Raw genomic sequence first — 24,654 nt, 5'->3', positions numbered from 1 at the left:
TAAATATTTGCTGAGAAAATAAAAAAATGTAAATTTGCACCTCGTTTTTAACAACATATAAAGTTTAGTACAGATGTCAAGAATTTGTGAATTAACAGGAAAGAAAGCTATGGTTGGGAACAATGTTTCTCACGCAATGAATAAAACGAAACGCAAATTTAATGCGAATCTTACAAAAAAGCGTTTTTACATTCCTGAAGAAGACAAGTGGGTTACTTTAAAAGTATCTACTTCAGCATTGAAAACAATTAATAAAAAAGGAATCTCAGCTGTGCTAAAAGAAGCAAGAGCGAAAGGTTTTATCAAGTAATTCAGTCATAAAAGTATAAATACCAACAGCAATGGCGAAGAAAGGAAATAGAGTTCAAGTGATACTAGAGTGTACAGAGCACAAAGCTTCTGGACAACCAGGAACTTCACGTTATATCACTACAAAAAATAAGAAAAATACTCCAGATAGATTAGAGATTAAAAAGTTTAATCCTATCTTGAAGAGAATGACTGTTCACAAAGAAATAAAATAATAAGTCATGGCAAAGAAAGCAGTAGCATCCTTACAAACAGGATCAAAAAGATTAACAAAAGCTATCAAAATGGTAAAGTCACCAAAAACGGGTGCTTACACATTTGTTGAGTCAATCATGTCTCCAGACGAAGTAAACGATTGGTTAAAAAAATAAGTATATAATTATATACACACAAGAAAGCTACTTTCGAAAGAGAGTAGCTTTTTGTTTTTATACGTTAACGCATGCATGACACTTTTACCGATTGGTAAATTAGGCAGGATAATTGCCAGCAAAATGGAGGCAAAGCGCTGTGAAATTTTGACAAAATTTAAGTATCTTGTTTTATAGTTTTTGCCATCTGTAGAATTAAAAAAATTACCCACGCATTATGAGTTTTTTTAAAAAAATATTTTCATCAGAAAAAAAAGAAACCCTCGATAAAGGTTTGGAAAAATCCAAATCAAGTTTCTTCTCAAAACTAACCAAAGCTGTCGCTGGAAAAAGCAAAGTGGATGATGAAGTTTTAGATAATTTAGAAGAAGTATTGGTGAGCAGTGATGTCGGTGTAGATACCACACTGAAAATTATTGACCGAATTGAAGAAAGAGTTGCCAAAGATAAATATCTAGGAACTGACGAGTTAAATAAAATTCTCCGTGAAGAAATTGCAGGATTGCTGTCTGAAACCAATTCTGGAGAAGAAACAGAATATACCGTTCCAGCCAATAAAAAACCGTATGTATTGATGGTTGTTGGCGTGAATGGAGTTGGAAAAACAACCACCATTGGTAAATTGGCGTATCAATTCAATAAGAAAGGCTTAAAAGTAGTTTTAGGAGCTGCTGATACGTTTAGAGCCGCAGCGATTGACCAATTGCAAGTTTGGGCAGATAGAGTAGGCGTTCCGATTGTAAAACAAAATATGGGAAGCGATCCAGCTTCAGTAGCGTATGATACCTTAAAATCTGGAGTAGCACAAGACGCGGATGTGATTATTATTGATACGGCTGGACGTTTGCACAACAAAGTCAATTTGATGAAAGAGTTGACCAAAGTCAAAAAAGTGATGCAAAAAGTAATTGACGACGCGCCTCACGACGTTTTATTAGTGTTAGATGGTTCAACAGGTCAAAATGCATTTGAGCAAGCGAAACAGTTTACAGCGGCTACAGAAGTAACGACATTAGCCGTAACTAAACTCGATGGAACTGCAAAAGGTGGTGTAGTGATTGGAATTTCTGATCAATTTCAAATTCCTGTAAAATACATTGGTGTAGGTGAAGGCATTGAAGATTTACAAGTATTCAATAAATACGAATTTGTAGATTCATTCTTTAAAAAATAGATTGTTAGACGCAGTTCGAGTCACAGACTCGAACTTTCTTAGACGGCTACGCTTTTAGATGTTATTTCTGCAAAGCAGAAACGTTTTAGAAAAGTTCTACTCATCTAAAAATCTAAGCAAGTCTAAAAAAATATACCATAAGAAAAGCGGCTTTAATAGCCGCTTTTCTTATGGTATATTTTGTCTAAACAATTACAATTTCGTCAATCGAATCACGACTTCTGATTGTGGTGCATTTGTACACGTAGCACTTGCAGTGTCTTCTACAAATCGGATATCGATGGTGCTATCGTCTGTTATATTGTACGATGCTGGCATTGCCATTCCTTGTCCTAATAACACGTTATCGCCACCGCAATTAAAGTTGGTGTCTTGATCATCTGTCACAGTTACCGTTCCGTCACAATTTAGCGTAAAATTGAACGTCATTGTTGGTTGTGTATTCATCACATCCAAATTGGCTAAATACTTTACAGTAATGCTTCTCTCAGTATCAGAAACTTGTACCATTTCAACAGTGGTAGGATTTCCAAAAATAGGTTCGTCAGTATTGCCTATTTCTTCATACGTGTACATTCCTGTATATTCCAATGCTGGAGTAGTTACATTTCCAAAGTTAATCCATGAGCTTTGCGTGGTAACTCCACAAAGCGTTCTGATAGCAAAAGTATAGGTGGTTGACGGACATAATCCTGTTACCGTATAATTGGTATTGCTCACCGTAACCATAGTTCCAGTATCAGGTGTAAAAGTTGCTGCTTCTCCATAACTAATTTCCCAAACGGTTTGTGAGTTTGAATCCCAACTTAATCCTGCAGAAATTTGCGTAACATCATCAATAGATAAATTCAAAGGAGGTAAACACGTTGAAAATCTGTAAGGTCCAGAAAAGGCGCTAAAACTTCCCGTTTGATCTCCATCAGTAGTCGCGTTACAATTGGCTCTTACGTAAAATTCGTAATCACTATTTGGTTGTAGATTGGTTATAGGATATCCTGAATTGTCTCCAGTAGCAAACGCATCTGCTTCTTCCAAATTGAATCCTACCAAACCATATTTTACTTCCCAAGCAATTTCACTTCCACCTGGCATCCAAGTTAGTGTAGCACCAGTTTGTGTAATATCAGCAGCTCCTAAATTGGTTGGTGCTGGACACGAAGTTGTAAATTCTGTTGGACCATACCATTCATTATTGCCTAAGTCGCAATCAGATTTCACATAAAATTCATAAGATGTTTGTGGAGATAAGCCTGTAATATTGATGCTCGATGTTGGTGTGTCAATAATGGTTCCTTCGTCTGGATTGAACCCTGGACTTCCCCAAGAAGCTGTCCAAGTAACGCCCGTTACAGGTAAACATTCGCCTGCGTCATTTACGGTTCCGCACCAGTTAAGTCTTGCGGAATTATTGGTAATATCTGAAGCAAAAGAAGCGGCAACAGGTTGGCAAGGTTGTATAATCTCTGGAATTTGCACCTCATCTGAACATGAGAATGCAAATCCTATCAGTAGAAGTAAAACTACTTTTCTCATAAAAATTTTTTTTCGTGTATGACAAATATATAAAAACAATAATGAGTTCGACATTTAGAAGCTAAAAAAACAAGAAATCCAAACAGTTAAACTTTTAGATTGTATCTTTATATCCATAAATAACGCATTAAAATGAAGAAAATTATAGTACTACTCGCGCTATTTTCGTCAATAGCTTGCCATACCCAAAAAAATGTACAAACGGAGAATGATATTTCTGATATCAGTGCTAAAGAGTTCAGAGAATTTAAAGTATTAGATTCAAAAAATATTGAAAACAACGATATCTGGAATGCTGTTTTAAAGCAAATGGAAGATTTTACCGAAGCTGATTATCAACGCCTAAAACCGTATATTCTCGAAAAAAATATTCTAGAACTTCACCAATACAGAACGCAAGGTGTGTTTACCTATGAGCAGCTTGTCAAATTTTATCTGTATCGCATCAAAAAATACGACCGAAATAATGAGTTGTCTTTAAATTCCGTCATCAGTATTAATCCGAATGCAATTGCAGAAGCACAACAACGCGATCGTGATTTCTTTAACAAGCGATTAAAGCCACTTATTTTCGGAATGCCAATCTTGTTGAAAGACAACATCAATACAGAAAACATGCCTACTACAGCAGGCGCGCTGGCACTGAAAGATAATATGACAAATGATGCGTTTATCACAAAACGATTGAAAGACGAAGGCGCTATCATTTTAGGAAAAGCCAATTTGAGCGAATGGGCGTATTTTTTCTGTGGTGATTGTCCAAGTGGTTACAGTGCCATTGGTGGACAAACCTTAAATCCGTACGGAAGAAAAATATTTGACACTGGCGGATCGAGTTCAGGAAGTGGTGTAGCGGTTGCGGCTAATTTCGCCGTTGCTGCTGTTGGAACGGAAACGGCAGGTTCTATTTTATCACCATCAAGTCAAAACTCGGTTGTGGGATTGAAACCTACTATCGGATTGTTGAGTCGCTCAGGAATTGTGCCGATTTCGAGTACGCTTGATACACCTGGACCAATGACTAAAAATGTGATTGACAATGCTATTCTTTTAGGGGCTTTGTACGGTTACGATGCAACGGATGCTAAAAGTAAATCACTAAAATATTCTGGAAGTTATTATTATGAAATGGTAAAGAGAGGTGATATTTCACTTATGGGAAACCGAATTGGCGCGCTCAAAAACTTGATGGAAGATTCGCTCTATGTAGCCGCGATTGATGTTCTTAAAAAGCAAGGTGCAGAAATTGTAGAAATTGAAGCAGCACAGGTACCACTTCCAAAATTTATCAATCTGTTGAATTTAGACATGCAAAACGATTTGCCAGCGTATTTTGAGCAACATGGAAGCAAATCACTTTCATTCAAATCGGTGCAAGATGTGATTGATTTCAACAAAAAAGATTCTGTCAACGCAATGCCGTACGGACAAAAATTATTCTACGGAATTGTGAACGATAAAGCCAACAAAACAGAATTCGCCGAGATAAAAAAAGTATTGAAACAAAACGGTCAAAAATTCTTAAACGAGCCAATGGAAGTCCATAATTTGGACGCGATTTTATCAATCAATAATTATCATGCAGCGTATGCAGCGGTGGCGGAATATCCTGCATTAACCGTTCCGATGGGCTACACTGAAAAAGGCGAACCCAAAGGATTAACATTCATAGGAAAACCATTTACGGAACGGCAACTATTAGAGTTTGCCTATGCCTACGAGCAAGCTTCTAAGAAGCGTAAAGCACCTAAAAAGTATCAATAAATAAATTCTTTTTAAAGAAAATCAAAAAGCACACTTCAACATGTAAAAGTGTGCTTTTTGGTATGAATTTTTTATAGCGTTATTCTTCAATTTTTGATGTATCTTCTGGTGAATCTTTTTTGTCGTCAGATATGATATCAATAAAGTTTCCTGCAAAAGTTGTTATGAGTCCGCCTGCACGAACTAAGATGACAATTGCATAAAACGGATGTTTGTTAATAGGTGCGTATCCCAATCCTGCGGGTAAATAATGAATGGTCATTCCCACAAATTTCATATTAAAAAGTTGTTTTGGCATTGCCGCCATCGCAACAATGATACCAGCACCACCAAGCGAACAAACCGCAGGTTTTACATATTTTAAAGCCAGTTTTGCAACATGAGAAACACTATTGGTTTTGAGAGCGAGCATGGAAAGCACCAATGCCAATACCAAAATATGTAACACGAGAATCGGAATTAAAACCCATTTAATTACAGGAGGAATTTCTATTTTTCGGTGGTACAATAATCCCATGGACCAAAAAGTGCCGAGCAATCCTAGCATTGAAATCGTTTTGGTGATGCTTCCCACAAAACCTAAATCGGTTTCGGTACTATCTGCAACTTCTTCGGCAGCGTAGAATAGCAGTCCCAATCCGGAAAGTGCCATGCCGCCAATGGAGAATATTTTATCTACATCGTTTAAAGTATTTTCTGCTGAGTTATCTATTTCTTGTGTCATGATGCGTTAGTTTAAGTTGAGTTGAAAAATGGTTTTACCTCTGTTAATGAATTCCTCTTTGGTTTTGTCCGCGCCAAACGGAGCTTTTCCTTCCCCAATTTTATAGAGAATGGTGGTTGGAATTGCCACAAAAAGACACATGACGTCCAAAAATGTCAATTCATCGCTTTTAGTCACTGCTTTATAAATTGGTGTGATGATAGGAATTTCCCATTGCTTATTGAGTCCGACTTGCGCCAAGCCAATCAGCGCATCGAGCGATACAAAAATTAAATCCATGAGTTGTTTGACTAAAAATAAACTTAATCCCGCGAGTTTTTGCAAGAGTAATTTCAGGAAGTCTAAAAAGGTCATCTCTCCTTGAATCATCTTTTTGAAACCATCAAAAATAATGTCCATTTGCAGCTTGAAACCTTCTCCCGATTTTACCAAAATATCTTTTAATTGCGTCGTAAACGAAGTAAAAACCTCTGTAAAATCGGTCGGAATTTGTGAACTAATCGGTTTTCCTGTGCTGTCGTGTAAATAATTCTTTTTAGAATTTAACCAATTGGCACGCGGATCGGCAGTTTTTTCATCAGAAGATTGAGAAGGATCTATTTTTCCGAGTGAATCGGGAATGTCTACCAATTCAGGAGAAAATTTCTCAATTTGTTTGTCCAATGTATCATCCACAAACTTGCGAATGTTTTTGATTTCATCTTTTAGCGAAATGATGGCGACGTTGGTAAAATCTTTAAAAGTATTTTTAGTTGCCACAATCGCATCCCAATCGAACAGAAACGCCAAAAATTCAAACAAATCTTTAAAAAAGACCTTAATCGCATCAAATATTTTCTGAATAAACGCACCAATTTCCCGAATGGTTTTGACAATCCAATGAAAGACTTGTTCGCCAATTTTAATGACAAATTGCAAACCGTCTTTTACTTTTTCAACGATAAATTCGGCAGCATGCTTCGCGCCATCCCAAACGGAATGTAAAAAATCGCCCAAAGTCAATCCGTGCTGCGAAACACTACTTGCCGCCACATGACTAACGCGCATTTGTGTGTTTGGAGCGATGAGTTGTCCCACAGTAAACGACGAACGTTGCAAGTTTGTGCTAGCGTCACTTTCCATTGTTTTGGCAGCGTCCAACATTTTCTGAATGCCGTCAGCAGCACTGTTTAAGGTGTTGATGTCAGTTCCTTTTGGCACTAACAAATCGCCGTTTTGTTTGCGGGCAGATGCCAAGTCTTTACCAGAAGAAGCCTTTTTTTGTAAATCTTCTAGCACTTGACTTGCTAAGTTGATGGCAACAGTATTTTTTAAGAAATCTGCATTGAGTAAAATTCGGCAAGAACCCAACTCTTGAACAGGACAAATCACGGTGAATTCCGCATTGACATTTAACGGAATCAGCGCTTCTTTATGAGGTCCGATATGATAACTTGCATTATCAACATACACAAACAAATTGCTTTCGGCACTTAACCTTACGTGCAAACCTTGAAACGTTTTGGTCGCTTTGCTGCGAAATCGGATATGGGCAGAATAGGATTTCACTTTTTTCAAACTATCAATTTCTTTGATTGAGAGCGTTTTTTTGTTCCACAATGTAGTGGTAGCATCTTGCCATAAACTCGTGAGTTCGCTTCCGTATTTGGTATTGATGGAAAACAACTGATTGCGAATGCCGTTGCCTTTTACACAGCAAAATTGCTCTGCATCATCTGCCATGACAATTGGTTGCGTCCATTGATTGGACACAAATTGTTGTGTTTTTTGCTCAAAAAAATGATTGGTTTGATAGTACAATCCGTGTTCGTTGAGCGACCAAACGCTGTGATAATCACCGTTTCGCGCGGCACGAATTCTGGTAATCGCTTCAAACGTTCCTGGTAATTTGGTAACATCTACTTCCTCATCTTCAATACCAGTCACAAATTGATGAATATTTTTCCCTGCGGCATACACAATATCGTTGGTATCGTCAGATTCTACAAGTGCAAAACAGTTGACATGATCGTAACTTTCAAAACGCGCTTTGGACGTTTTTCCATAACGTTCATCCGGAAACGATTGAAATACAAACGAGCGTTCTTTGCCAATATCATACAACATAAAAACACCATCATTGTATTGAAAATTCCCCAATTCAAACTGAATAATTTTCATGCCATTTTCAAACAGTGTGGATAGTTTTGGAGTTAAATCGTCCAAATTGGCAACATAATACTTAGCATCTTTTCCTTTGGTAGTAGTTGAGAACACGACTCTTTCAACACCAATAGAAACTTTATTGATGATTTCATCCGCCTCAAGCGCTTCCATACTTTCCCACGATAGGCTTTTATCTAACGTAGTAAATTGTGTCGTGTTGAGCGGAATTTCATCAGAAATCCACACTTTATTGTCTTCAACTTTAGCAAGCTGGAAATAGTCTTCCTCTGTATTGTATTCAAGTTCGAAAGACGTTACTTTTCCTTCAGAAAACAGCAATTGTGTCCAGCCAGAAGCGGAACCTTCTGTGCGCAGAATACCTTGTAATTTTCCATCAGTTGTCAAACAAAAAATAAAAGGTTGTTCGGGAGCGACCATTAATGAGCGAATCGTTGTTCCAGCTTCTATGGCAGATTCTGGAAAGTAATTTTGCATCAATTCACTTTGAAAATCGACAGTTACATTGTCGTTTTTCGTTATTTGAAATTTTGGATCTACGTTCATAAGGCTATTATTTTTCAATTACAGGTGCATAGGCAATGTCGTACGCTACAATATCGCGTTCAGCATCCATGCGTAAATTTTTAAAGGCATATACTTTTCCAAGCGGAAGAATCACTTTGTTGGTTTGGTTTAGTACATCTATATCATTGAGTTTGTCAATCAAAGAGCCAGAACTCGAAGCACTGTCTTTTCCGAGATCGACCGTAATTTGTGTCACAATGGCATTGACAACAATAATAACCCACGACACAACAATGCTTAAAATGTTTAGCAAATCTTTCCAAAAACCATTTCCAAATAAATTCGGGTTTTCGTCAAAAGCAATATTTGGTTTGATGAGGTTATGATCTAAATCAAAACGTCCTGTTTTTCCTGCTTTGATGGTAAAATCTAAATATCCAGGTGAACCTTTGTGCTTAATTTCATCTTTCGTGTACTGTCCGCTAGTTGACAGTGTTTTTTCTCCTACTTTTAAAAACCATGCTTTTACAATCACATCTACACTAATTTCAATTTTATAGCGAACTTTAATTCCAGTATTATCACTATTATTTGTCGCTGCTATTTTGGTAATGGTGTACACGGTGTCAATGGTATCGTCTTTGTGTGTGTCATGTTTTTTAAGTTTCATCACGCCATTTTCAAAACCGTGTTGTAGTTCTACGCCATCTAAGTTTGTGAATGTTTTTTGTACATACGCATCCAATGAATCTAAATAGGTATTAAAATGATTTTGTTGGATAGAAAACACGCCGTCAGTAGAGCTACTAGTGTCTTTGCCGAGCTCAATTAAACTATGTGGAAGAATTCCTGCCGTTGTTGAAGTTGGCGGTTTGGTATCGTTGAGCATCATCAAAAAATTGAGCGCACTAAACACACCCGATTGTTTGTTTTTATTGCTGTACGATGTGGAAAATGTGAGCGAAGTCGGTTGAAACATCGCTTTTTCGGACGCTTTTATTTTCTTGCGATGCATTCCGTAGCCCAATACATACGGATTATTGCTTCCAGCTACCGTCATATTAAAATAGTTTGCAATCGCATTTTGGAAATCAGAGTCGCTACCCTCAGGTAATTTACTTTTTGTAGCGTCAAAACTTGAAATATTGGCGTTTTCAAAGTTTAGAAACAGACTTTGAATCGTAAAATCTTCATCAGACAAACCGCTTTCGCGAATGATGGTTTTTGCGCTTTCACCAGCGTCCATAATCATGTTTTCTTTAGACACTTTGAGCTGTCCGATAGGTACTTTAAAAACATACAAAGCATCTTTCAAGTCGAATATCGAAATCGCTTTGGTTTCTTCTTCTCGGTAGTACAATTTTCCACTTTTAAAACGGAGTTCGAGAAAAACTTCTTTGGTATTGTCTTTTATAAAACTGACTTCGGGCGCTAGTAAAACAGCATCCCAACCAAAGGTGAAGTTTAGATTTTCCGATTGTACTCTACTCATCAAATTGCCAATTTCCGTCCAATTGTTAGCTGCTCGAGCTTTTTCAATTTCTTTTTGAATGGCAATCCAATCGTTAATTTTCTGTTTAAATCCCGCATCTTGATCTGTGATGTGGAAATTTTTGTTATTCGTAGTTTTTCCACCCAAAACGCCCCATTTTTTATGAATGATATTGCGTTTGTGTAATTGTGAAAACTGATAATTAATGGTGTTTTGCGACAAGGCGAGCACCATGTCGTAACCGGCAAGTGTTTCGTTTCCTTTCATGTTGACTATTAATAAAGTTATACTTCAATTTTAAACAATGCTTAGGAGGAAAGTGCACTGTTTTAAAATTGTACAAGCAAGTTAAAACAGAAAACTAAAAAGAATAAACGTAAAACTACGTGATTTTATAATAGCGTGAAAATGAGAGTTTAGTTGATAAAAGCGCTAATCTTTTCCCAAAGTACATTGTCAAAGTCAGAAAGAGCAAAATTGGCATCGTCAGCAGCGTTTCCCATTCTGACAATCACCAAATCTTTACTTGGAACAATGTATATTTTTTGATCATTTTTCCCCAACGCACAATACATATCTTGTGGCGCATTCGGAATCAATTCGCCGCTAAATTGCAATTGCGTTTGTGGTAAACGATAGCTCGTTTTACCATTTAGCCACCATAAATAACCATACGCCAAATTGATGTTTTGAGTAGTAGAAGTAGCTTCGTTTACAAAACTTTCAGGAATAATCTGCGTGTTTTCCCATTTTCCGTTGGCAGCCATCAACAAACCAAAACGCGCCATACTGCGTGTAGTGCTCCAGTAAACATTAGCGTTTCCATTCGGAATCCAAGTGCCTGTCATACCAATACGATTTTTCAATTTAGCCGTAAAATAATCATCCCACGATTGATTGCTCGCGGCAGCAACGACATCTTGCATTTTCACAAAAACACCGTGATATGCCCAACGTGTTCCCGCATCTGCTAGGTATTGTAAGTCGTTTGGTGCAATTCCGTCACCCAAGCCATCATCCAAACCAGAAGTCATGGACAACAGATTTTTACAGGTAATTAGGTTTTCTTTGTCTAAAGAAGCACTTGTCCAGCCAGTTCCTATATAATCAGATACTTTATCGTTGAGGTTGAGCAGATTTTCTTCCTGAGCAATTCCCGCAACAGCGGTTGTCAAGGTTTTTCCTGCACTTGCCCAATACCATGGAGACGTTTCGGTGTGTCCGTCCATATAGGTTTCTACGACAATTTTTCCTTTGTGAAGGATGATAAAGCTTTTGGTGTTTTTTTCTTCAAGATAGTTTAAAAGTGGCGCTAATTGATTGGTGTTCCAGTTCAATTCAGAAGCGCTTTCAGTTTCCCATGTATTGGAAGTTAACGGTGGAAAGTATAATGATTCAGGGACAATTATAGGAGTTTCTTCTTGTGGAATTTCATCTACATCTTCCGAAGAACAATTCCAGAAAAAAATAAAAAATAACAGCGAAGCTAAATAAAAAGGTCGGTTCATTGTCTAGGTTTTGATTTTTAGACTGCGAAATATACCAAAGGTTTAAATTAGATTGTATCTTTGCCCACTGAATTTTTGGATATGAGAACGAAGACCTTAAAGAAAAATAAAATCAATGTAGTTACACTTGGCTGCTCTAAGAATGTGTACGATTCTGAAGTATTGATGGGACAGCTAAAAGCGAATGGCAAAGAGGTTGCGCACGAGGAAGAAGGCAATATTGTAGTCATCAATACGTGCGGATTTATCAATAATGCCAAAGAGCAAAGTGTGAATACGATTTTAGATTATGTGCAAAAGAAAGAAGATGGCGTGGTTGATAAAGTGTTTGTAACAGGTTGCTTGAGTGAGCGTTATAAGCCCGATTTAGAAGCAGAAATCCCAGATGTTGACCAATATTTTGGAACTTCAGACTTGCCAAGATTGTTAAAAGCGTTAGGAGCCGATTACAAACACGAATTGATTGGAGAACGCATCACTACAACTCCCAAAAATTACGCATATTTAAAAATTGCCGAAGGTTGTGACCGTCCGTGTTCGTTTTGTGCGATTCCGCTGATGCGTGGAAAACACAAGTCAAAACCGATTGAAGAATTGGTGGAAGAAACGGAAAAGTTAGCGGCAAAAGGTGTGAAAGAATTGATTCTAATCGCGCAGGATTTAACCTATTACGGACTCGATTTGTACAAAAAAAGAAATTTAGCCGAATTATTGCGCGAATTGGTAAAAGTAGAAGGCATTGAATGGATTCGATTGCATTACGCATTCCCAACTGGCTTCCCGATGGATGTATTGGATGTGATGAACTCAGCACCGAAAGTGTGCAATTATTTAGACATTCCGTTGCAACACATTGCCGATGATATTTTAAAGTCGATGCGTCGCGGAACGAATCAGGCGAAAACGACTAAATTGTTACAAGAATTCAGAGCAGCAGTTCCAGAAATGGCAATTCGTACTACGTTAATCGTGGGATATCCAGGAGAAACTGAGGAACATTTCCAAACACTTAAAAATTGGGTTGAGGAAATGCGTTTTGAGCGTTTGGGTTGTTTTACCTATTCACACGAAGAAAATACGCATGCGTACAATTTAGAAGACGATGTGCCAGAAGAAATAAAGCAGCAACGTGCGAACGAAATCATGGAAATTCAATCGCAAATTTCTTGGGAATTGAATCAAGAAAAGATTGGAAAAACCTTCAAATGTATTATTGATCGAAAAGAAGGCAATTACTTTGTTGGGAGAACCGAATTCGATTCACCAGATGTAGACAATGAAGTCTTAATCGACGCTGCAAAATTCTACGTAAAGCAAGGCGAATTTGTAGATGTAAAAATCATCGATGCCGCAGATTTTGATTTGTATGGAGAACCGGTTTAAGGAATTCTAAATGTTGAATTTTGAATGTTGGGTTTTGAATTTTAGAATCAAGAATCAAGACAGCCTCTAAAAGCGAAGCGGTCTAGTTTCTAAAGCAATCGCGAGTCTAAAAGCGTAAGCGTATCTAAAGCTCAACCACATTAGTATTCACCATAAAAATTGCATTTGCCATAAACAGCTTTCCATTTTCCCAAAACATGCGAAACATTGGATTGTCTACCATATAAATTATGCTTCCGCTTCCTATTTTTTGTTCGCCAAAGACTAAGGTGTTTTTAATGTTTTTCAATGCGTTGTGTCCTGCAAATCCTGAAACTGCCGTGTTATCCTCTAAATAGGTAACGGTGTATCCACTGTCTAAATATTCATAAGCGGCACTTCCTAATTTTAAGGTAAAATACGAATCGCTATATCCAAATGCGAGTGGATGTGTATTGTCAACTTTAGTCTTAAAAATTGCGCCTGTGATATAGTTTGAAATATTTTGGCGTTCGCTTTTTGCATACGAAACAAGGTCGTTTTCTTTTTCTGTTTTTTCTTGTTCTTTTTTGGAGATGCCAAAACCTTCTTTTCCAGCAAACGTACGAATCGCGTCTTTAATTGCAATCACTTTTCCACCGCGCGAAATCCAGTTTTTCAAGTTTGTTAATTGTTTGCTATCAAAAAGTTTGCTGTAGTTTCCATCAGGTAAAATCAAAATATTGAACGAATACAACGTGTTGGATGAAAAATCTTCAGAATCGATATTCGTCACAGGAAATTTCAATTCTTGCTCAAAAAAGTACCACAATTCACCAAATCCGAGCGAGCGTGAAGCTTTTCCAGACATTACCGCTATTTTGGGTAGCTTAATTTCTTTAATATCGGGCGAACCGAAATCGACACCGTTATCTGAAAATCCACTTTCAATTTTTGTCAAGGCAATTTCATTATTATTTGCCAAATTCACTAAAGTAGTATTAAAATTATCGATGTTTTTATTATCACTATTTGTGATGATTAATGATCCTCTAGGATGTGTTTTACGGTTATAAATAATGGGCTTTTCAGTAAATCTTACACGGATGTTTTTTTGCAATAATTGACTTAAAAATGTGGCGTCTTTGAGCGTATTCCATGGTGCGATATAAGCTGCGGTTTTACCATAAGCAGAGTTGAAAACTATAGAATCGTTAGTTGGAGCAGTCGAAGAAATCAAGGTTTTAGAAGCCGTCGTTTTCAATCCGTACGCATACGGAATGCTCCAAGCGGTAATATCATAGGTCAGTGAATCGCTCAATTTGGCATTTGGTTCAAACAACACTTTCACCATATTCGCTTTTGGCTGATTCGTACTCACCACCAACGCCTTAGACACACGATTCGATTTTTGAGAATTCGTTTCGTAATCAAATCCTTTTACGGTAGCATTTGTAGTAAAACCGTATTTAATTTCATGTCTATCAAGCAATTCTGTTAACTTTTGAATGCGGTCTTTGTTGCCTTCTAACACGTAACTTTTATAGGTAAAATCCTTGTTGTCAAAATATTTTTTGAATTCAGTATTTAATCGTTCTGCATTTTGTGAAGAAATCTCAACCGTAGACAATCCCGTGGTATGATGATGCGCAATTCGGTCTTTCAACGTTAACAAATCGCCTTCATCGGTCATAATTCCCAAACCAGCGCGCCCGTGACCTGCTTGTTCGTAGGTCATTCCAATCGCACCATTAAACGTCGGGTAGGTATCTCCATAACTTGGATAAAACAAATCAAATCGCTCACGCGTAAAGTACAACCAGCCTTCTTTGTCAAAATAACCTGCATGATTTTTCCCGATTTGCGTTTGAAAATCACGTTGCCAATCGGTAATTACTTCATGAAAAGGTTCTGCTGCAGGCGCAAAATAATACGGTTCGTTAATGCCTTGTTCGTGAAAATCCACATGAATATGCGGCAACCATTTGTTATATACTTTTAAGCGTTGACGCGTTTCAACTTGCGTTGCCCATGCCCAATCTCTGTTCAAATCAAACAAATAATGATTTGGACGTCCGCCAGGCCAAGGTTCGCTATCGTGTTCTTTTGCTTTTTGATGCGAATTAAAAGGCACACTTGCCACTTGATTGTACCAATTCACATAACGGTCGCGTCCATCAGGATTGATACACGGATCAATAATTACCACGGTGTTTTGCAACCATGCTTTTTTATTGGTAATCAATTCGTAGATGGTTTTCATGGAAGCTTCCGTGCTCGACGATTCGTTTCCATGCACATTATAACTCAACCAAACAATGGCTTTATTAGCGTTATTTTCTGCTGTTCCAATGCCAGCATTTGCCAAATGATTTTTTCGAATATTTTCTAAATTACTTAAATTTTCAGGCGTGGACACATAGGCAATTTGCAACAAACGATGCTCATTGGTTTTGCCGTATTCTTCCAATTGAATCATATCAGAAGCTTTTGCCAAATACTGATAATAATCGACCACACGATAATGATTGGTAAATCGTGTTCCCAATTCGTAGCCTAAAAATTCCTTAGGCGATTGAATATTTTGAGCAAAAACGGTCGTTGAAAAAATAAAAAATGAAAGTAGCGTAAAAAAATAATGCTTCATTACAGTTGGTAAATTAAGATATGCCTCAAAGCTAACTAAATAAATCAAAAAAAGCTACTTGAAAAAGTAGCTTTATACTAAATATTGTGTTGTTAAGATTAGCAAGTTAAATTGCCGTCAGTATCAATGATAAATGTAAGCTGACATCCGTTAATATCACTACAATAACAAGTTATCAATGTTACGCATAATTCAGATTCTGCAGGAGGAACTGGATCACAATTTTTCCCGTTAGTTGGTGCACCACCTTTAACAGCAGTATTTTTAAAGTTGGAAATCACATTTTTTTGAAGCGATAATTTTTTAAAATTTCTTTTTTTCATGATGTATTGGTTTAAGTTATGACCTAAAAATACAAATACATTGCATAAAAAGTGTATGGTAAAACCGTAATTCTATAGATTCCCATTTCTTAACGAAATTTTGAGAAAACCACATTTCAAATAACCTTATCTTTGCAACTTTATAACTCTGACGAACCACTATGCCAACTGAATGTATTCCCTATCAAGAAACTGGATATTTTACACCAATTATATGTGATTATTTAGCTGAAAAGTCATCATTGCAACCATTTTACCATCGTTTTCCGAAATTGGAAAACTTTGAAGCGCAACTTCTTGAAAAAAAGGAATCTTCACTCACAAATGCTTCACAAAGAGCTATTTTGTCAAAAGCATTGTTGGCACAATATGAAAAGGTTGCAACTTCTGAAAAAACCAAACAAAACATTGAAAAATTAGCTACAGAAAATACCTTTACCATTACTACGGGACATCAATTGAATCTCTTTACAGGTCCGTTGTACTTTTTGTATAAAATCATATCTGCGATTAACCTCACAACGGAATTAAAAGAAAAATATCCCAACTACGAATTTGTACCAATCTATTGGATGGCTTCGGAAGACCATGATTTTGACGAAATTTCTTTTTTCAATTTTAAAGACCAAAAACTTCGTTGGAAGCGTGAGGCAAGTGGCGCTGTTGGCGAATTGTCTACAGAAGGATTAGACGAAGTATTTAGCAAATTCTCTAAAGCACTCGGAAACAGTAATAACGCAAAATATTTACAATCGCTTTTTGAGGATGGATACATCAAACACGATAATCTGACAGATGCAACGCGCTATATCGCCAACGAACTTTTTAAGCAGTACGGTTTGGTCATTGTGGATGGAAACGATGCAGCACTAAAAGAATTGTACATTCCGTTCATAGAAAACGAACTTTTTCAGCAAACATCACACAAAAAAGTGACAGAAACTGCGAAAAAGTTAACAAAAGCGAGTGACGATTATCAAATTCAAGTCAATCCCAGAGAAATCAATTTATTTTATATTAATGACGGAATCCGCGAGCGTATTGTGGAGCAAGATGGTGTTTTTGGCGTATATAACACTTCCGTGAGATGGAACGCGGAAACATTAAAAGCCGAATTGCACACACATCCCGAACGTTTCTCACCCAATGCCTTATTGCGTCCGTTGTATCAAGAAATCATTCTGCCAAACTTATGTTACATTGGCGGCGGCGGCGAATTGGCATATTGGTTTGAATTGAAAAGTTATTTTGAAGCGGTAAACGTGACTTTTCCCATCTTGCTACTGCGAAATTCTGTAGTGTTGAAAACGTCCAAACAGTCCAAAAAGATGGAAAAGCTCAACATTTTCAACCGCGATTTGTTCTTGCCGAAAGACGATTTCATTACGAAAAAAGTCAAAGAATTAAGTAAAATCGACATTGATTTCACACCGCAAAAAGAACATCTCAAACAGCAATTTAAAGACTTATACAAACTTGCAGAACAAACCGATAAATCGTTTATTGGTGCTGTAGCAGCACAAGAAAAAAAGCAACTTAAAGGCTTAAAGCATTTGGAAAAACGCTTGCTCAAAGCACAAAAACGCATGTTAAAAGACAAAGTTTCTAGAAGTAGGGATATTCAAAAACAACTCTTCCCAAAAAACACACTGCAAGAACGCAAGCAAAACTTCTCTGAATTCTATTTGGAATACGGCGAAAATCTCATTCCCACATTAGTGGAACAGTTACAACCGTTGCAAGGAGAATTTTTGGTGTTGGAGTTGTAGCAACTATAAAATCGTAAAGAAAAATTACGGTTTTTACGTTTCTAAGTTTTTAAAAAAGCACTATTTTCAATATTTGAAAAAATAGACTAACCAACGTGTAAAATGAGCCAAAAAAGAACCATCTTCACCAAAATTCTAAGTTGGTATAAGCGATTTCAAATTAGCAATTCTCCTCAAATGAATTTGGTTTGGGGATTTTTTCTATATACACTTGTTGGTTTTTTATTGTTATGCATTCCGTTATTTCACAAAAATAGCGTTGGTGCGCTAGACAATCTTTTCATTTCTACGTCTGCTATTTCTACTACAGGACTCGTAACGGTAGATATTTACGAATCGTACAACTTTTTTGGGCAGTTCATCATTATGACGCTCATTCAAATTGGCGGTATTGGTTATATGACCCTTACTACGTATTATTTGTTATTCACCACGCAAAAAATCACGCGTTGGCATAACAACATAATTGATGCGGAATTCACCATGCCAAAAACTATCAAAATCAAGGATTTTATCAAAAGTGTGATTGTATTTACGTTAGCGATGGAAATTATCGGAACCATCTGTTTTTACATAGCCTTTACAAACACAGGAATGGAATCGTTAAAAGCGGTTTGGTTTTCCATTTTTCACAGTGTTTCTACTTTTTGTACTGCGGGTTTTGGCTTGTTTAGTGATAGTTTTGAAAGTTACAGCGACAACACATTCATCAATACAATTATTTCAGTATTGGCAATTGCTGGTTCGTTGGGTTTTATTGTTATTACGGATATTTGGTACAGAATCAGGCGTAAATCGAAGAAAATTTCATTTACGACTAAAATAGTCATTTACGGTTTTATCCTATTATTATTTATAGGAACAGCGTTGGTATACTTTACAGAACCAATCGTCCAAAACTCAGATGCTCGCTTCACGGAATCTTTCTTTCAAGCAATGACAGCTATGACTACGGTAGGATTCAATACCATTTCTACAGGAAATCTGAGCATGCCAATTTTAACCTTTGTCGTTTTCTTAATGTACATTGGTGCATCGCCATCTGGAACTGCGGGCGGATTAAAGATTACAACGCTTACGGCAATGTTGTCGGTATTAAAGAGTAGATTATTTGGTCAAAAACGAATTTCATTTCTCAACAGAACAATTCCTTTTGAACGCTTATATGTGGCAACTTCAACGTTCATTCTGTATACTATTACGATATTTTTCTTTACTTTCTTGCTGACGTATTCAGAACCATTTGAATTTGAAAAAATACTATTTGAAGTCGCTTCGTCACTTGGAACAGTTGGTTTAAGTACTGGAATTACAGGAGAACTTTCTGCGGTTGGAAAATTTTTAGTCATTATTCTTATGTTTGTTGGACGTGTTGGTGTGTTAACCTTTGGATTTGCCCTACTTGAACGAAAAACAAAAACAGAAATGAACATCGTTGAAGATGATTTGGCGACGTAATTTTAGGATAATTTTTATAGTTTGATATCGTGAAAAAGCTTCCTTATTTGGTTGTGAATATCCTGTGAAAAAATCTCCATGGCAAAAGTTAAAATTTAAAATGTAAATACTACTTTTGCGTATGCAACACGACAAGGTATTAATCATAGACTTCGGATCGCAATACACACAACTAATTGCGCGCAGAGTTCGAGAGTTGAACATCTATTCCGAAATTCATCCATTCAACAAAATTCCAACCAACGTACACGATTACAAAGCGGTCATTCTTTCGGGAAGTCCAATGTCTGTACGTTCTGAAAAAGCATTTCATCCAGATTTAAGCGAAATTCGTGGTAAAAAACCATTGCTAGGTGTCTGCTACGGCGCACAATATTTAGCACATTTTTCGGGTGGACAAGTTGCCGAATCCAACACACGTGAATACGGACGTGCCAATTTGAGTTTTGTACAAGAAAATGAACCTTTTTTAAGAGGAATTTCTGCGGGAAGTCAAGTATGGATGAGTCATAGTGATACCATCAAACAATTACCAACAGGCGGAAAACTATTAGCCAGCACACACGATGTAGAAAATGCGGCATACAAAATAGAAGGTGAAACTACGTTTGCCATTCAATTTCACCCAGAAGTATACCATTCTACCGATGGGAAACAATTGCTAGAAAATTTCTTGGTACACATTGCAGGCGTCAATCCAGATTGGACACCAAACGCCTTTGTAGAAGAAACCGTAGCGGAGTTAAAAGAAAAATTGGGTAATGACAAAGTGGTTTTAGGTTTGTCGGGCGGCGTTGATTCTAGCGTGGCTGCCATGTTGTTGCACAAAGCCATTGGTAAAAACCTATATTGCATCTTCGTAAACAACGGTTTGTTGCGCAAAAATGAATTTTCAAGCGTATTACAACAGTACGAAGGTATGGGACTCAATGTAAAAGGCGTAGATGCTTCGGCACGTTTTTTGGAAGCTCTTGCTGGAGAAAGTGATCCTGAGAAAAAACGAAAAGCGATTGGACGTGTGTTTATAGAAGTGTTTGACGATGAAGCACACCAAATCAAAGACGTTACATGGTTGGCACAAGGAACTATCTATCCTGATGTGATAGAAAGTGTCAGTGCTACAGGCGGACCAAGTGCAACTATAAAAAGTCATCACAACGTAGGCGGTTTGCCAGATTTTATGAAATTAAAAATCGTAGAGCCGTTAAAAGCCTTGTTTAAAGATGAGGTGCGAAGAGTAGGTGCTTCTATGGGAATGGACAAACAACTCTTAGGACGTCATCCGTTTCCAGGTCCAGGATTGGCAATTCGTATTTTGGGAGATATCACTGCGGAAAAAGTTCGTATCTTACAAGAAGTTGATGCTATTTTTATTGACGGATTGCGTCAGTGGGATTTGTACGATAAGGTATGGCAAGCAGGCGCAATTTTATTACCCGTAAATTCAGTAGGAGTGATGGGTGATGAGCGAACCTACGAAAAAGTAGTCGCTTTACGTGCGGTAGAAAGTACTGACGGAATGACGGCAGATTGGGTAGATTTACCCTATAAATTTTTACAAAAAGTATCAAACGACATAATAAATAAAGTAAAAGGCGTTAATAGAGTAGTATATGACATCAGCTCAAAACCGCCCGCAACTATTGAGTGGGAATAATAAATTTGATTATAGAATGAAAAAGCTTTTAGGATTTTTTTTAGTGATACTAATGTCAGGTTGTTCTGCTACAGCACAATCGTACAAAAACCATAAAGTATCTAGAGGAGAAACGGTAGAAAGTATTGCAAAACAATACGATGTAAGTGTGGATGATATTCTTAAACTCAATCCTGAAGCAAGAAACGGCGTGCGCAAAAACAGCATGTTGGTCATTCCTTCAAAATCTTTAAAAACTACTTCAAATACCGATGTTACCTTTATCAATCATAAAGTAAAGCGTAAAGAAACCTTATATGGTATCGCTAAAAAATATGGCATTTCGCAAGAAGATATTCTAAAATACAACGAAAATGTTGCAAAAGAAGGCTTAAAAAAAGGTGATCGAATCGCCATTCCACAATTCAATAAAAAGCCAAAAGAAACTACAGAAACCGTTGAAACGAATACAAAAGATGAAAAAGACAACGAGGAAACTTCGTTTGAAATTTACAAAGTAAAAGCGAAAGAAACCAAATGGGGAATTGCGCATAGTTATGGACTTACCATTGATGAATTGGAAGACATCAACCCAGAAATCAAAGATGGTTTGCAAATTGGACAAGAAATTAAATTACCGATTCGTTCCAAAAAACCGAAAGTAGCCAGCACTGAAAACTATGTGTTTTATGATGTTAAGCCGAAACAGACGATGTATTCGCTCACGCGAAAACTAAACGTGACGGAAGAAGAGTTGGTTTTGCTAAATCCAGCCTTGAAAGATGGTTTAAAAGCAGGAATGGTCTTAAAATTGCCACTTGCTAAAACGGAAGAAGAAAATATTGATGTAGTAGATGCGGTAATTGTGGATAAGTTCAACTTTTTAGAAAACGCCAATCCTGAAAACGTATCCAATATTGTGCTCATGTTGCCGTTCAAGTTGAACGAAATCAACATGGATTCCATCAGTCAAACCAAAGAAAAACTGCAAAAAGATCGCTTGTTAAGTTATGCAACTGACTTCTACACAGGTTCGCTCATGGCGTTGGATTCTATCAAAAGCTTAGGCTTTTCAGTAAATGTAAAAGTGATAGACAACGGCGGAAGTGCTTCCACAACACGTTCTGCAATTTATGACAATGATTTTTCGGATGTACATGCCGTAATTGGCCCTTTTTTAGATGGCAACGTCAATATTGTGGCTTCTGAGTTGAAATCTGACGGAATTCCTGTCATTTCTCCATTAACCAGTAAAAAAGTAGATCACAGAAATGTGTATCAAAGTATTCCAGACAAAGAACTGTTAGAGGGAAAAATGCTGGAGTTCATGAAAAAAAATGGACAAGATAAAAATGTAATTATCATTGCAGACAAAGACAAAACAGCGATAAAAGCGAAATTACAATCCATCTTTCCTAATCATAAAATGTTCAATCCGGAAGAAGGAAATTACATCAAACCAACGCTCATTCTTCCACACTTGCGAGAAGATGTGGTAAATTGGGTAATTCTAGAATCTGACGAATTAAATTTAATAGCCAATGCAACGTCCGTCTTAAACTCGTACGCCGCCAAAGAAAAATACAAAATCGTATTGTTAACAACCAACAAAGATGACAGCTACGATAACAGCGATAATATTTATCACAGTCACTTGGCAAATCTTAGTTTTCACTATCCGTCAATCGACAAACCTTCGTCTTTAAACAATAAATTTGTAAAAAAATACGAAGCGGAGTATGGTATTTCGCCAAGCCGAATTGCCACGCGCGGATTTGACGTTACGTTTGATGTTTTAGTGCGATTGCTCTACGATCAAAACTTAGCAAAAAGTGTTCGAACAGGCATTGAAACGAGCTATGTAGAAAATAAATTTGATTACCGAAAAAAATTATTGGGCGGCTTTTTTAATGAAGGTGTTTATATTGTAAAGTATGACGGATTGGAAATTAAAGAAGCAAAATAAAACGCAACACACATGACTTCAAAAGTGACCTACACAGGAAATCTAAGAACGGTTTCTACACATATCAAATCTGGAAATGAATTCATTACAGATGCGCCAACGGACAATAATGGCAAAGGTGAAGCGTTTTCTCCTACAGATACGGTTGCGACAGGACTCGCAAGTTGCATGTTGACTGTTATGGGCATCAAAGCGGAACAATTGGGCGTAAATATGGTAAACACAACGGCAGAAGTCACCAAAACGATGGCTTCCAATCCGAGACGTATTTCCAAGATAGAAGTACAATTACATTTGCCGTTTGAAGCGGATGAAAAAACAAAAAAAATACTAGAAAACACTGCAAACACCTGTCCTGTTCATTACAGTTTGCATCCTGATATTGAAAAAATAGTCGAATTTCACTGGAAATAAATGTATAAATTGATTGGCATACTATGTATTCTTTTGTTCGTTCAAAGTGACGAAACCATTACGTGGTCGCCACATCAAAAACTGCATTGGGGAAACTTTGAAGGTACACCCGATTATGATTCGGATGCAGTAGCGATTACCGCTTCTGGAATTACGTATGGTTTGAGTTTAAAAACCTATTCTAACAGTGACAAAATAGAATACGAAACCAAAGTCATGGCGCAGTTTTATCCGCAAGAATCTTGGTATCTAAAAGAAAGCGTCAATGATACGGTATTAGGTCACGAACAATTACATTTTGACATTTCCGAATTGCACGCACGAAAACTACGCAAGCGACTAAAACAAGCGAACTTTACTAAAAACAACATTCGTCAAAAAATCTCAAAAATTTACGACCAAGTCAACAAAGAACTGCGCGAAATGCAAGAAGCGTATGATGAAGGTTCGGACTATTCTCGAGATTATGCGGGACAAGTCAAATGGCAAAAACTCATTGCTAGAGAACTCAAAAAATACGAAAACTACCAACGATTGCCGAACGAAAATGACTGACTTTCCTGATAAAGCAACCCAACAAAAACTCCTCATTGAATTGGCACACGCCAAAATGCCGTTTGGGAAATACAAAGATCGATACTTGGTAGATATTCCTGAGGCATACTATGTTTGGTTTCAGCAAAAAGGCTTTCCCAAAGGCAAACTCGGGCAACAATTGCAACAGATGTTTGATATCAAAATTAATGGTTTAGAACCGATGATTCGGAATATTCAGCGGCAGTTTGAAAAGTGATTATTAAAAAAAGCCTATCTTACAACTGCAACTACAAAAAAAGGGGAAAAAAACCCTTTCCATAAAAAAAGCAATACGTATCTTTAAAAATCTCCTAAATACCCAATTGAAATTTTGCTGAATTACTAATTTAATGCACAATTCAAGACGTTAAAAATGATCGTATTACTAGACAACGGACACGGTGGACTCATCAACGGAACCTATCAAACACCCGGAAAACGCTCCCCAATTTGGAACGATGGTTCGCAACTATTTGAAGGTGAATTTAATCGCGCCATTGTGAATGGAATCATTGAAGAATTAACCGCGTTACGTATTCCGTATGACAATATCGCACCTGAATATAGAGATGTTACTTTAGAAACACGTGTTCGCAGAGCCAACAGATATGGTTCTAGAAACTGTTTCTACATCAGTGTGCATTCCAATGCGGGTGGTGGACATGGAAGTGAAATATTTACATCAGTCAACAATACCAAAAGTGACAAAATTGCGACGGTTTTTGGAGAAGAATACAAACGTGTTTTTCCCGACAGAAGACTGCGAACCGATTTCTCGGATGGCGATTTAGACAAAGAAAAAAACTTTTATGTGTTAAAAAACACAAAAATGCCAGCCATTTTGACGGAAAACTTCTTTATGGACAATGAAGAAGAATGTAAAACCCTCTTAATGACGCGAGAAGGACGCGAAAAAATCATTCGCTATCACGTAGATGCTATCAAAAGAGTACAACACGAATTATTCTAATTTTATACC

Annotated in this window: 21 protein-coding genes; 14 read left to right on the top strand and 7 right to left on the bottom strand. The window is 37.1% G+C overall.

Going from position 1 to position 24,654, the window contains the following annotated elements; translation table 11 throughout:
* Positions 1-73 precede the first annotated feature (73 nt).
* From rpmB to ftsY, 4 genes are all read left to right on the top strand, one after another.
* Complete coding sequence (gene rpmB, locus C8N46_RS18170) at positions 74-310, top strand: 50S ribosomal protein L28 (protein ID WP_007094745.1); 237 nt, start codon at positions 74-76, stop codon at positions 308-310.
* A 31-nt stretch (positions 311-341) separates the two neighbouring features.
* Entirely contained in the window at positions 342-524 is a 183-nt protein-coding gene (rpmG, locus tag C8N46_RS18165; RefSeq protein WP_007094744.1) for a 50S ribosomal protein L33, read from the top strand.
* Between the two features lie 6 nt (positions 525-530).
* On the top strand, positions 531-680 hold the full coding sequence (locus tag C8N46_RS18160) for a DUF4295 domain-containing protein (RefSeq protein WP_108116534.1): 150 nt from the start codon (positions 531-533) through the stop codon (positions 678-680).
* A gap of 217 nt (positions 681-897) precedes the next feature.
* Positions 898-1,854 carry a signal recognition particle-docking protein FtsY gene (ftsY, locus tag C8N46_RS18155; RefSeq protein ID WP_108116533.1) on the top strand — a complete coding sequence of 319 codons (957 nt, stop codon included), beginning with the start codon at positions 898-900 and terminating at the stop codon, positions 1,852-1,854.
* Positions 1,855-2,046: 192 nt separating this feature from the next.
* Here ftsY and C8N46_RS18150 read toward each other — a convergent pair whose 3' ends face one another.
* A complete protein-coding gene (locus C8N46_RS18150) occupies positions 2,047-3,387 on the bottom strand; it encodes a fibronectin type III domain-containing protein (RefSeq protein ID WP_158269201.1) in 1,341 nt (446 codons plus the stop codon).
* A 132-nt stretch (positions 3,388-3,519) separates the two neighbouring features.
* On the opposite strand from C8N46_RS18150, the gene C8N46_RS18145 reads away from it, so the two are divergent.
* On the top strand, positions 3,520-5,151 hold the full coding sequence (locus C8N46_RS18145; RefSeq protein WP_108116531.1) for an amidase family protein: 1,632 nt from the start codon (positions 3,520-3,522) through the stop codon (positions 5,149-5,151).
* A 79-nt stretch (positions 5,152-5,230) separates the two neighbouring features.
* Here C8N46_RS18145 and C8N46_RS18140 read toward each other — a convergent pair whose 3' ends face one another.
* The 4 genes from C8N46_RS18140 to C8N46_RS18125 form a co-directional block, all read right to left on the bottom strand.
* A complete protein-coding gene (locus C8N46_RS18140; RefSeq protein WP_108116530.1) occupies positions 5,231-5,875 on the bottom strand; it encodes a hypothetical protein in 645 nt (214 codons plus the stop codon).
* Between the two features lie 6 nt (positions 5,876-5,881).
* Positions 5,882-8,584: a hypothetical protein gene (locus C8N46_RS18135; protein ID WP_146169876.1), complete on the bottom strand. Its 2,703-nt coding sequence runs from the start codon at positions 8,582-8,584 to the stop codon at positions 5,882-5,884.
* A gap of 7 nt (positions 8,585-8,591) precedes the next feature.
* A complete protein-coding gene (locus C8N46_RS18130) occupies positions 8,592-10,304 on the bottom strand; it encodes a hypothetical protein (protein ID WP_108116528.1) in 1,713 nt (570 codons plus the stop codon).
* A gap of 149 nt (positions 10,305-10,453) precedes the next feature.
* Entirely contained in the window at positions 10,454-11,545 is a 1,092-nt protein-coding gene (locus C8N46_RS18125; protein ID WP_108116527.1) for a serine hydrolase domain-containing protein, read from the bottom strand.
* A gap of 81 nt (positions 11,546-11,626) precedes the next feature.
* Between C8N46_RS18125 and rimO the strand changes: the two genes are divergently transcribed.
* Positions 11,627-12,928: a 30S ribosomal protein S12 methylthiotransferase RimO gene (gene rimO, locus C8N46_RS18120; protein ID WP_108116526.1), complete on the top strand. Its 1,302-nt coding sequence runs from the start codon at positions 11,627-11,629 to the stop codon at positions 12,926-12,928.
* Between the two features lie 124 nt (positions 12,929-13,052).
* Here rimO and C8N46_RS18115 read toward each other — a convergent pair whose 3' ends face one another.
* Together C8N46_RS18115 and C8N46_RS18110 are read right to left on the bottom strand one after the other, a co-directional pair.
* Complete coding sequence (locus C8N46_RS18115; protein WP_108116525.1) at positions 13,053-15,533, bottom strand: M14 metallopeptidase family protein; 2,481 nt, start codon at positions 15,531-15,533, stop codon at positions 13,053-13,055.
* 98 nt (positions 15,534-15,631) lie between these two features.
* Positions 15,632-15,856 carry a hypothetical protein gene (locus C8N46_RS18110; protein WP_108116524.1) on the bottom strand — a complete coding sequence of 75 codons (225 nt, stop codon included), beginning with the start codon at positions 15,854-15,856 and terminating at the stop codon, positions 15,632-15,634.
* Between the two features lie 161 nt (positions 15,857-16,017).
* Between C8N46_RS18110 and bshC the strand changes: the two genes are divergently transcribed.
* The 8 genes from bshC to C8N46_RS18070 all read left to right on the top strand — a co-directional run bounded on the left by bshC (position 16,018) and on the right by C8N46_RS18070 (position 24,645).
* Positions 16,018-17,625: a bacillithiol biosynthesis cysteine-adding enzyme BshC gene (gene bshC, locus C8N46_RS18105; protein WP_108116523.1), complete on the top strand. Its 1,608-nt coding sequence runs from the start codon at positions 16,018-16,020 to the stop codon at positions 17,623-17,625.
* Positions 17,626-17,727: 102 nt separating this feature from the next.
* The gene (locus C8N46_RS18100) at positions 17,728-19,083 is read left to right on the top strand and encodes a TrkH family potassium uptake protein (RefSeq protein ID WP_108116522.1); all 1,356 of its coding nucleotides are present in this window, start codon (positions 17,728-17,730) and stop codon (positions 19,081-19,083) included.
* A 121-nt stretch (positions 19,084-19,204) separates the two neighbouring features.
* On the top strand, positions 19,205-20,740 hold the full coding sequence (guaA, locus tag C8N46_RS18095; RefSeq protein WP_108116521.1) for a glutamine-hydrolyzing GMP synthase: 1,536 nt from the start codon (positions 19,205-19,207) through the stop codon (positions 20,738-20,740).
* A 16-nt stretch (positions 20,741-20,756) separates the two neighbouring features.
* The gene (locus tag C8N46_RS18090; RefSeq protein WP_158269200.1) at positions 20,757-22,685 is read left to right on the top strand and encodes a LysM peptidoglycan-binding domain-containing protein; all 1,929 of its coding nucleotides are present in this window, start codon (positions 20,757-20,759) and stop codon (positions 22,683-22,685) included.
* A 12-nt stretch (positions 22,686-22,697) separates the two neighbouring features.
* Positions 22,698-23,099: an OsmC family protein gene (locus C8N46_RS18085; RefSeq protein ID WP_108116519.1), complete on the top strand. Its 402-nt coding sequence runs from the start codon at positions 22,698-22,700 to the stop codon at positions 23,097-23,099.
* Between the two features lie 9 nt (positions 23,100-23,108).
* Positions 23,109-23,654 carry a DUF922 domain-containing protein gene (locus tag C8N46_RS18080; protein WP_158269199.1) on the top strand — a complete coding sequence of 182 codons (546 nt, stop codon included), beginning with the start codon at positions 23,109-23,111 and terminating at the stop codon, positions 23,652-23,654.
* On the top strand, positions 23,647-23,892 hold the full coding sequence (locus tag C8N46_RS18075) for a DUF3820 family protein (RefSeq protein ID WP_108116517.1): 246 nt from the start codon (positions 23,647-23,649) through the stop codon (positions 23,890-23,892). Before C8N46_RS18080 ends, C8N46_RS18075 begins: the two co-directional genes overlap by 8 nt.
* Before the next feature lie 156 nt (positions 23,893-24,048).
* Positions 24,049-24,645 (top strand): N-acetylmuramoyl-L-alanine amidase, encoded by a 597-nt coding sequence (locus tag C8N46_RS18070; RefSeq protein ID WP_108116516.1) that lies wholly within the window; start codon positions 24,049-24,051, stop codon positions 24,643-24,645.
* Positions 24,646-24,654: the final 9 nt, after the last annotated feature.

Source organism: Kordia periserrulae (assembly GCF_003054265.1).
In the GTDB taxonomy this organism is placed as follows: domain Bacteria; phylum Bacteroidota; class Bacteroidia; order Flavobacteriales; family Flavobacteriaceae; genus Kordia; species Kordia periserrulae.
The sequence above is the reverse complement of the archived record's forward strand: the minus strand, read 5'-3'. Positions and strand labels throughout refer to the sequence as shown.

Bases quoted from the DNA above. Each gene is read 5' to 3' on its own strand.
- C8N46_RS18140 (WP_108116530.1), bottom strand. From the start codon at position 5,875: ATGACACAAGAAATAGATAACTCAGCAGAAAATACTTTAAACGATGTA.
- bshC (WP_108116523.1), top strand. From the start codon at position 16,018: ATGCCAACTGAATGTATTCCCTATCAAGAAACTGGATATTTTACACCA.
- C8N46_RS18150 (WP_158269201.1), bottom strand. From the start codon at position 3,387: ATGAGAAAAGTAGTTTTACTTCTACTGATAGGATTTGCATTCTCATGT.
- C8N46_RS18135 (WP_146169876.1), bottom strand. From the start codon at position 8,584: ATGAACGTAGATCCAAAATTTCAAATAACGAAAAACGACAATGTAACT.
- guaA (WP_108116521.1), top strand. From the start codon at position 19,205: ATGCAACACGACAAGGTATTAATCATAGACTTCGGATCGCAATACACA.
- C8N46_RS18100 (WP_108116522.1), top strand. From the start codon at position 17,728: ATGAGCCAAAAAAGAACCATCTTCACCAAAATTCTAAGTTGGTATAAG.
- rimO (WP_108116526.1), top strand. From the start codon at position 11,627: ATGAGAACGAAGACCTTAAAGAAAAATAAAATCAATGTAGTTACACTT.
- C8N46_RS18145 (WP_108116531.1), top strand. From the start codon at position 3,520: ATGAAGAAAATTATAGTACTACTCGCGCTATTTTCGTCAATAGCTTGC.
- C8N46_RS18090 (WP_158269200.1), top strand. From the start codon at position 20,757: ATGAAAAAGCTTTTAGGATTTTTTTTAGTGATACTAATGTCAGGTTGT.
- C8N46_RS18070 (WP_108116516.1), top strand. From the start codon at position 24,049: ATGATCGTATTACTAGACAACGGACACGGTGGACTCATCAACGGAACC.
- ftsY (WP_108116533.1), top strand. From the start codon at position 898: ATGAGTTTTTTTAAAAAAATATTTTCATCAGAAAAAAAAGAAACCCTC.
- C8N46_RS18130 (WP_108116528.1), bottom strand. From the start codon at position 10,304: ATGAAAGGAAACGAAACACTTGCCGGTTACGACATGGTGCTCGCCTTG.
- C8N46_RS18085 (WP_108116519.1), top strand. From the start codon at position 22,698: ATGACTTCAAAAGTGACCTACACAGGAAATCTAAGAACGGTTTCTACA.
- C8N46_RS18160 (WP_108116534.1), top strand. From the start codon at position 531: ATGGCAAAGAAAGCAGTAGCATCCTTACAAACAGGATCAAAAAGATTA.
- C8N46_RS18115 (WP_108116525.1), bottom strand. From the start codon at position 15,533: ATGAAGCATTATTTTTTTACGCTACTTTCATTTTTTATTTTTTCAACG.
- C8N46_RS18075 (WP_108116517.1), top strand. From the start codon at position 23,647: ATGACTGACTTTCCTGATAAAGCAACCCAACAAAAACTCCTCATTGAA.
- rpmB (WP_007094745.1), top strand. From the start codon at position 74: ATGTCAAGAATTTGTGAATTAACAGGAAAGAAAGCTATGGTTGGGAAC.
- rpmG (WP_007094744.1), top strand. From the start codon at position 342: ATGGCGAAGAAAGGAAATAGAGTTCAAGTGATACTAGAGTGTACAGAG.
- C8N46_RS18125 (WP_108116527.1), bottom strand. From the start codon at position 11,545: ATGAACCGACCTTTTTATTTAGCTTCGCTGTTATTTTTTATTTTTTTC.
- C8N46_RS18110 (WP_108116524.1), bottom strand. From the start codon at position 15,856: ATGAAAAAAAGAAATTTTAAAAAATTATCGCTTCAAAAAAATGTGATT.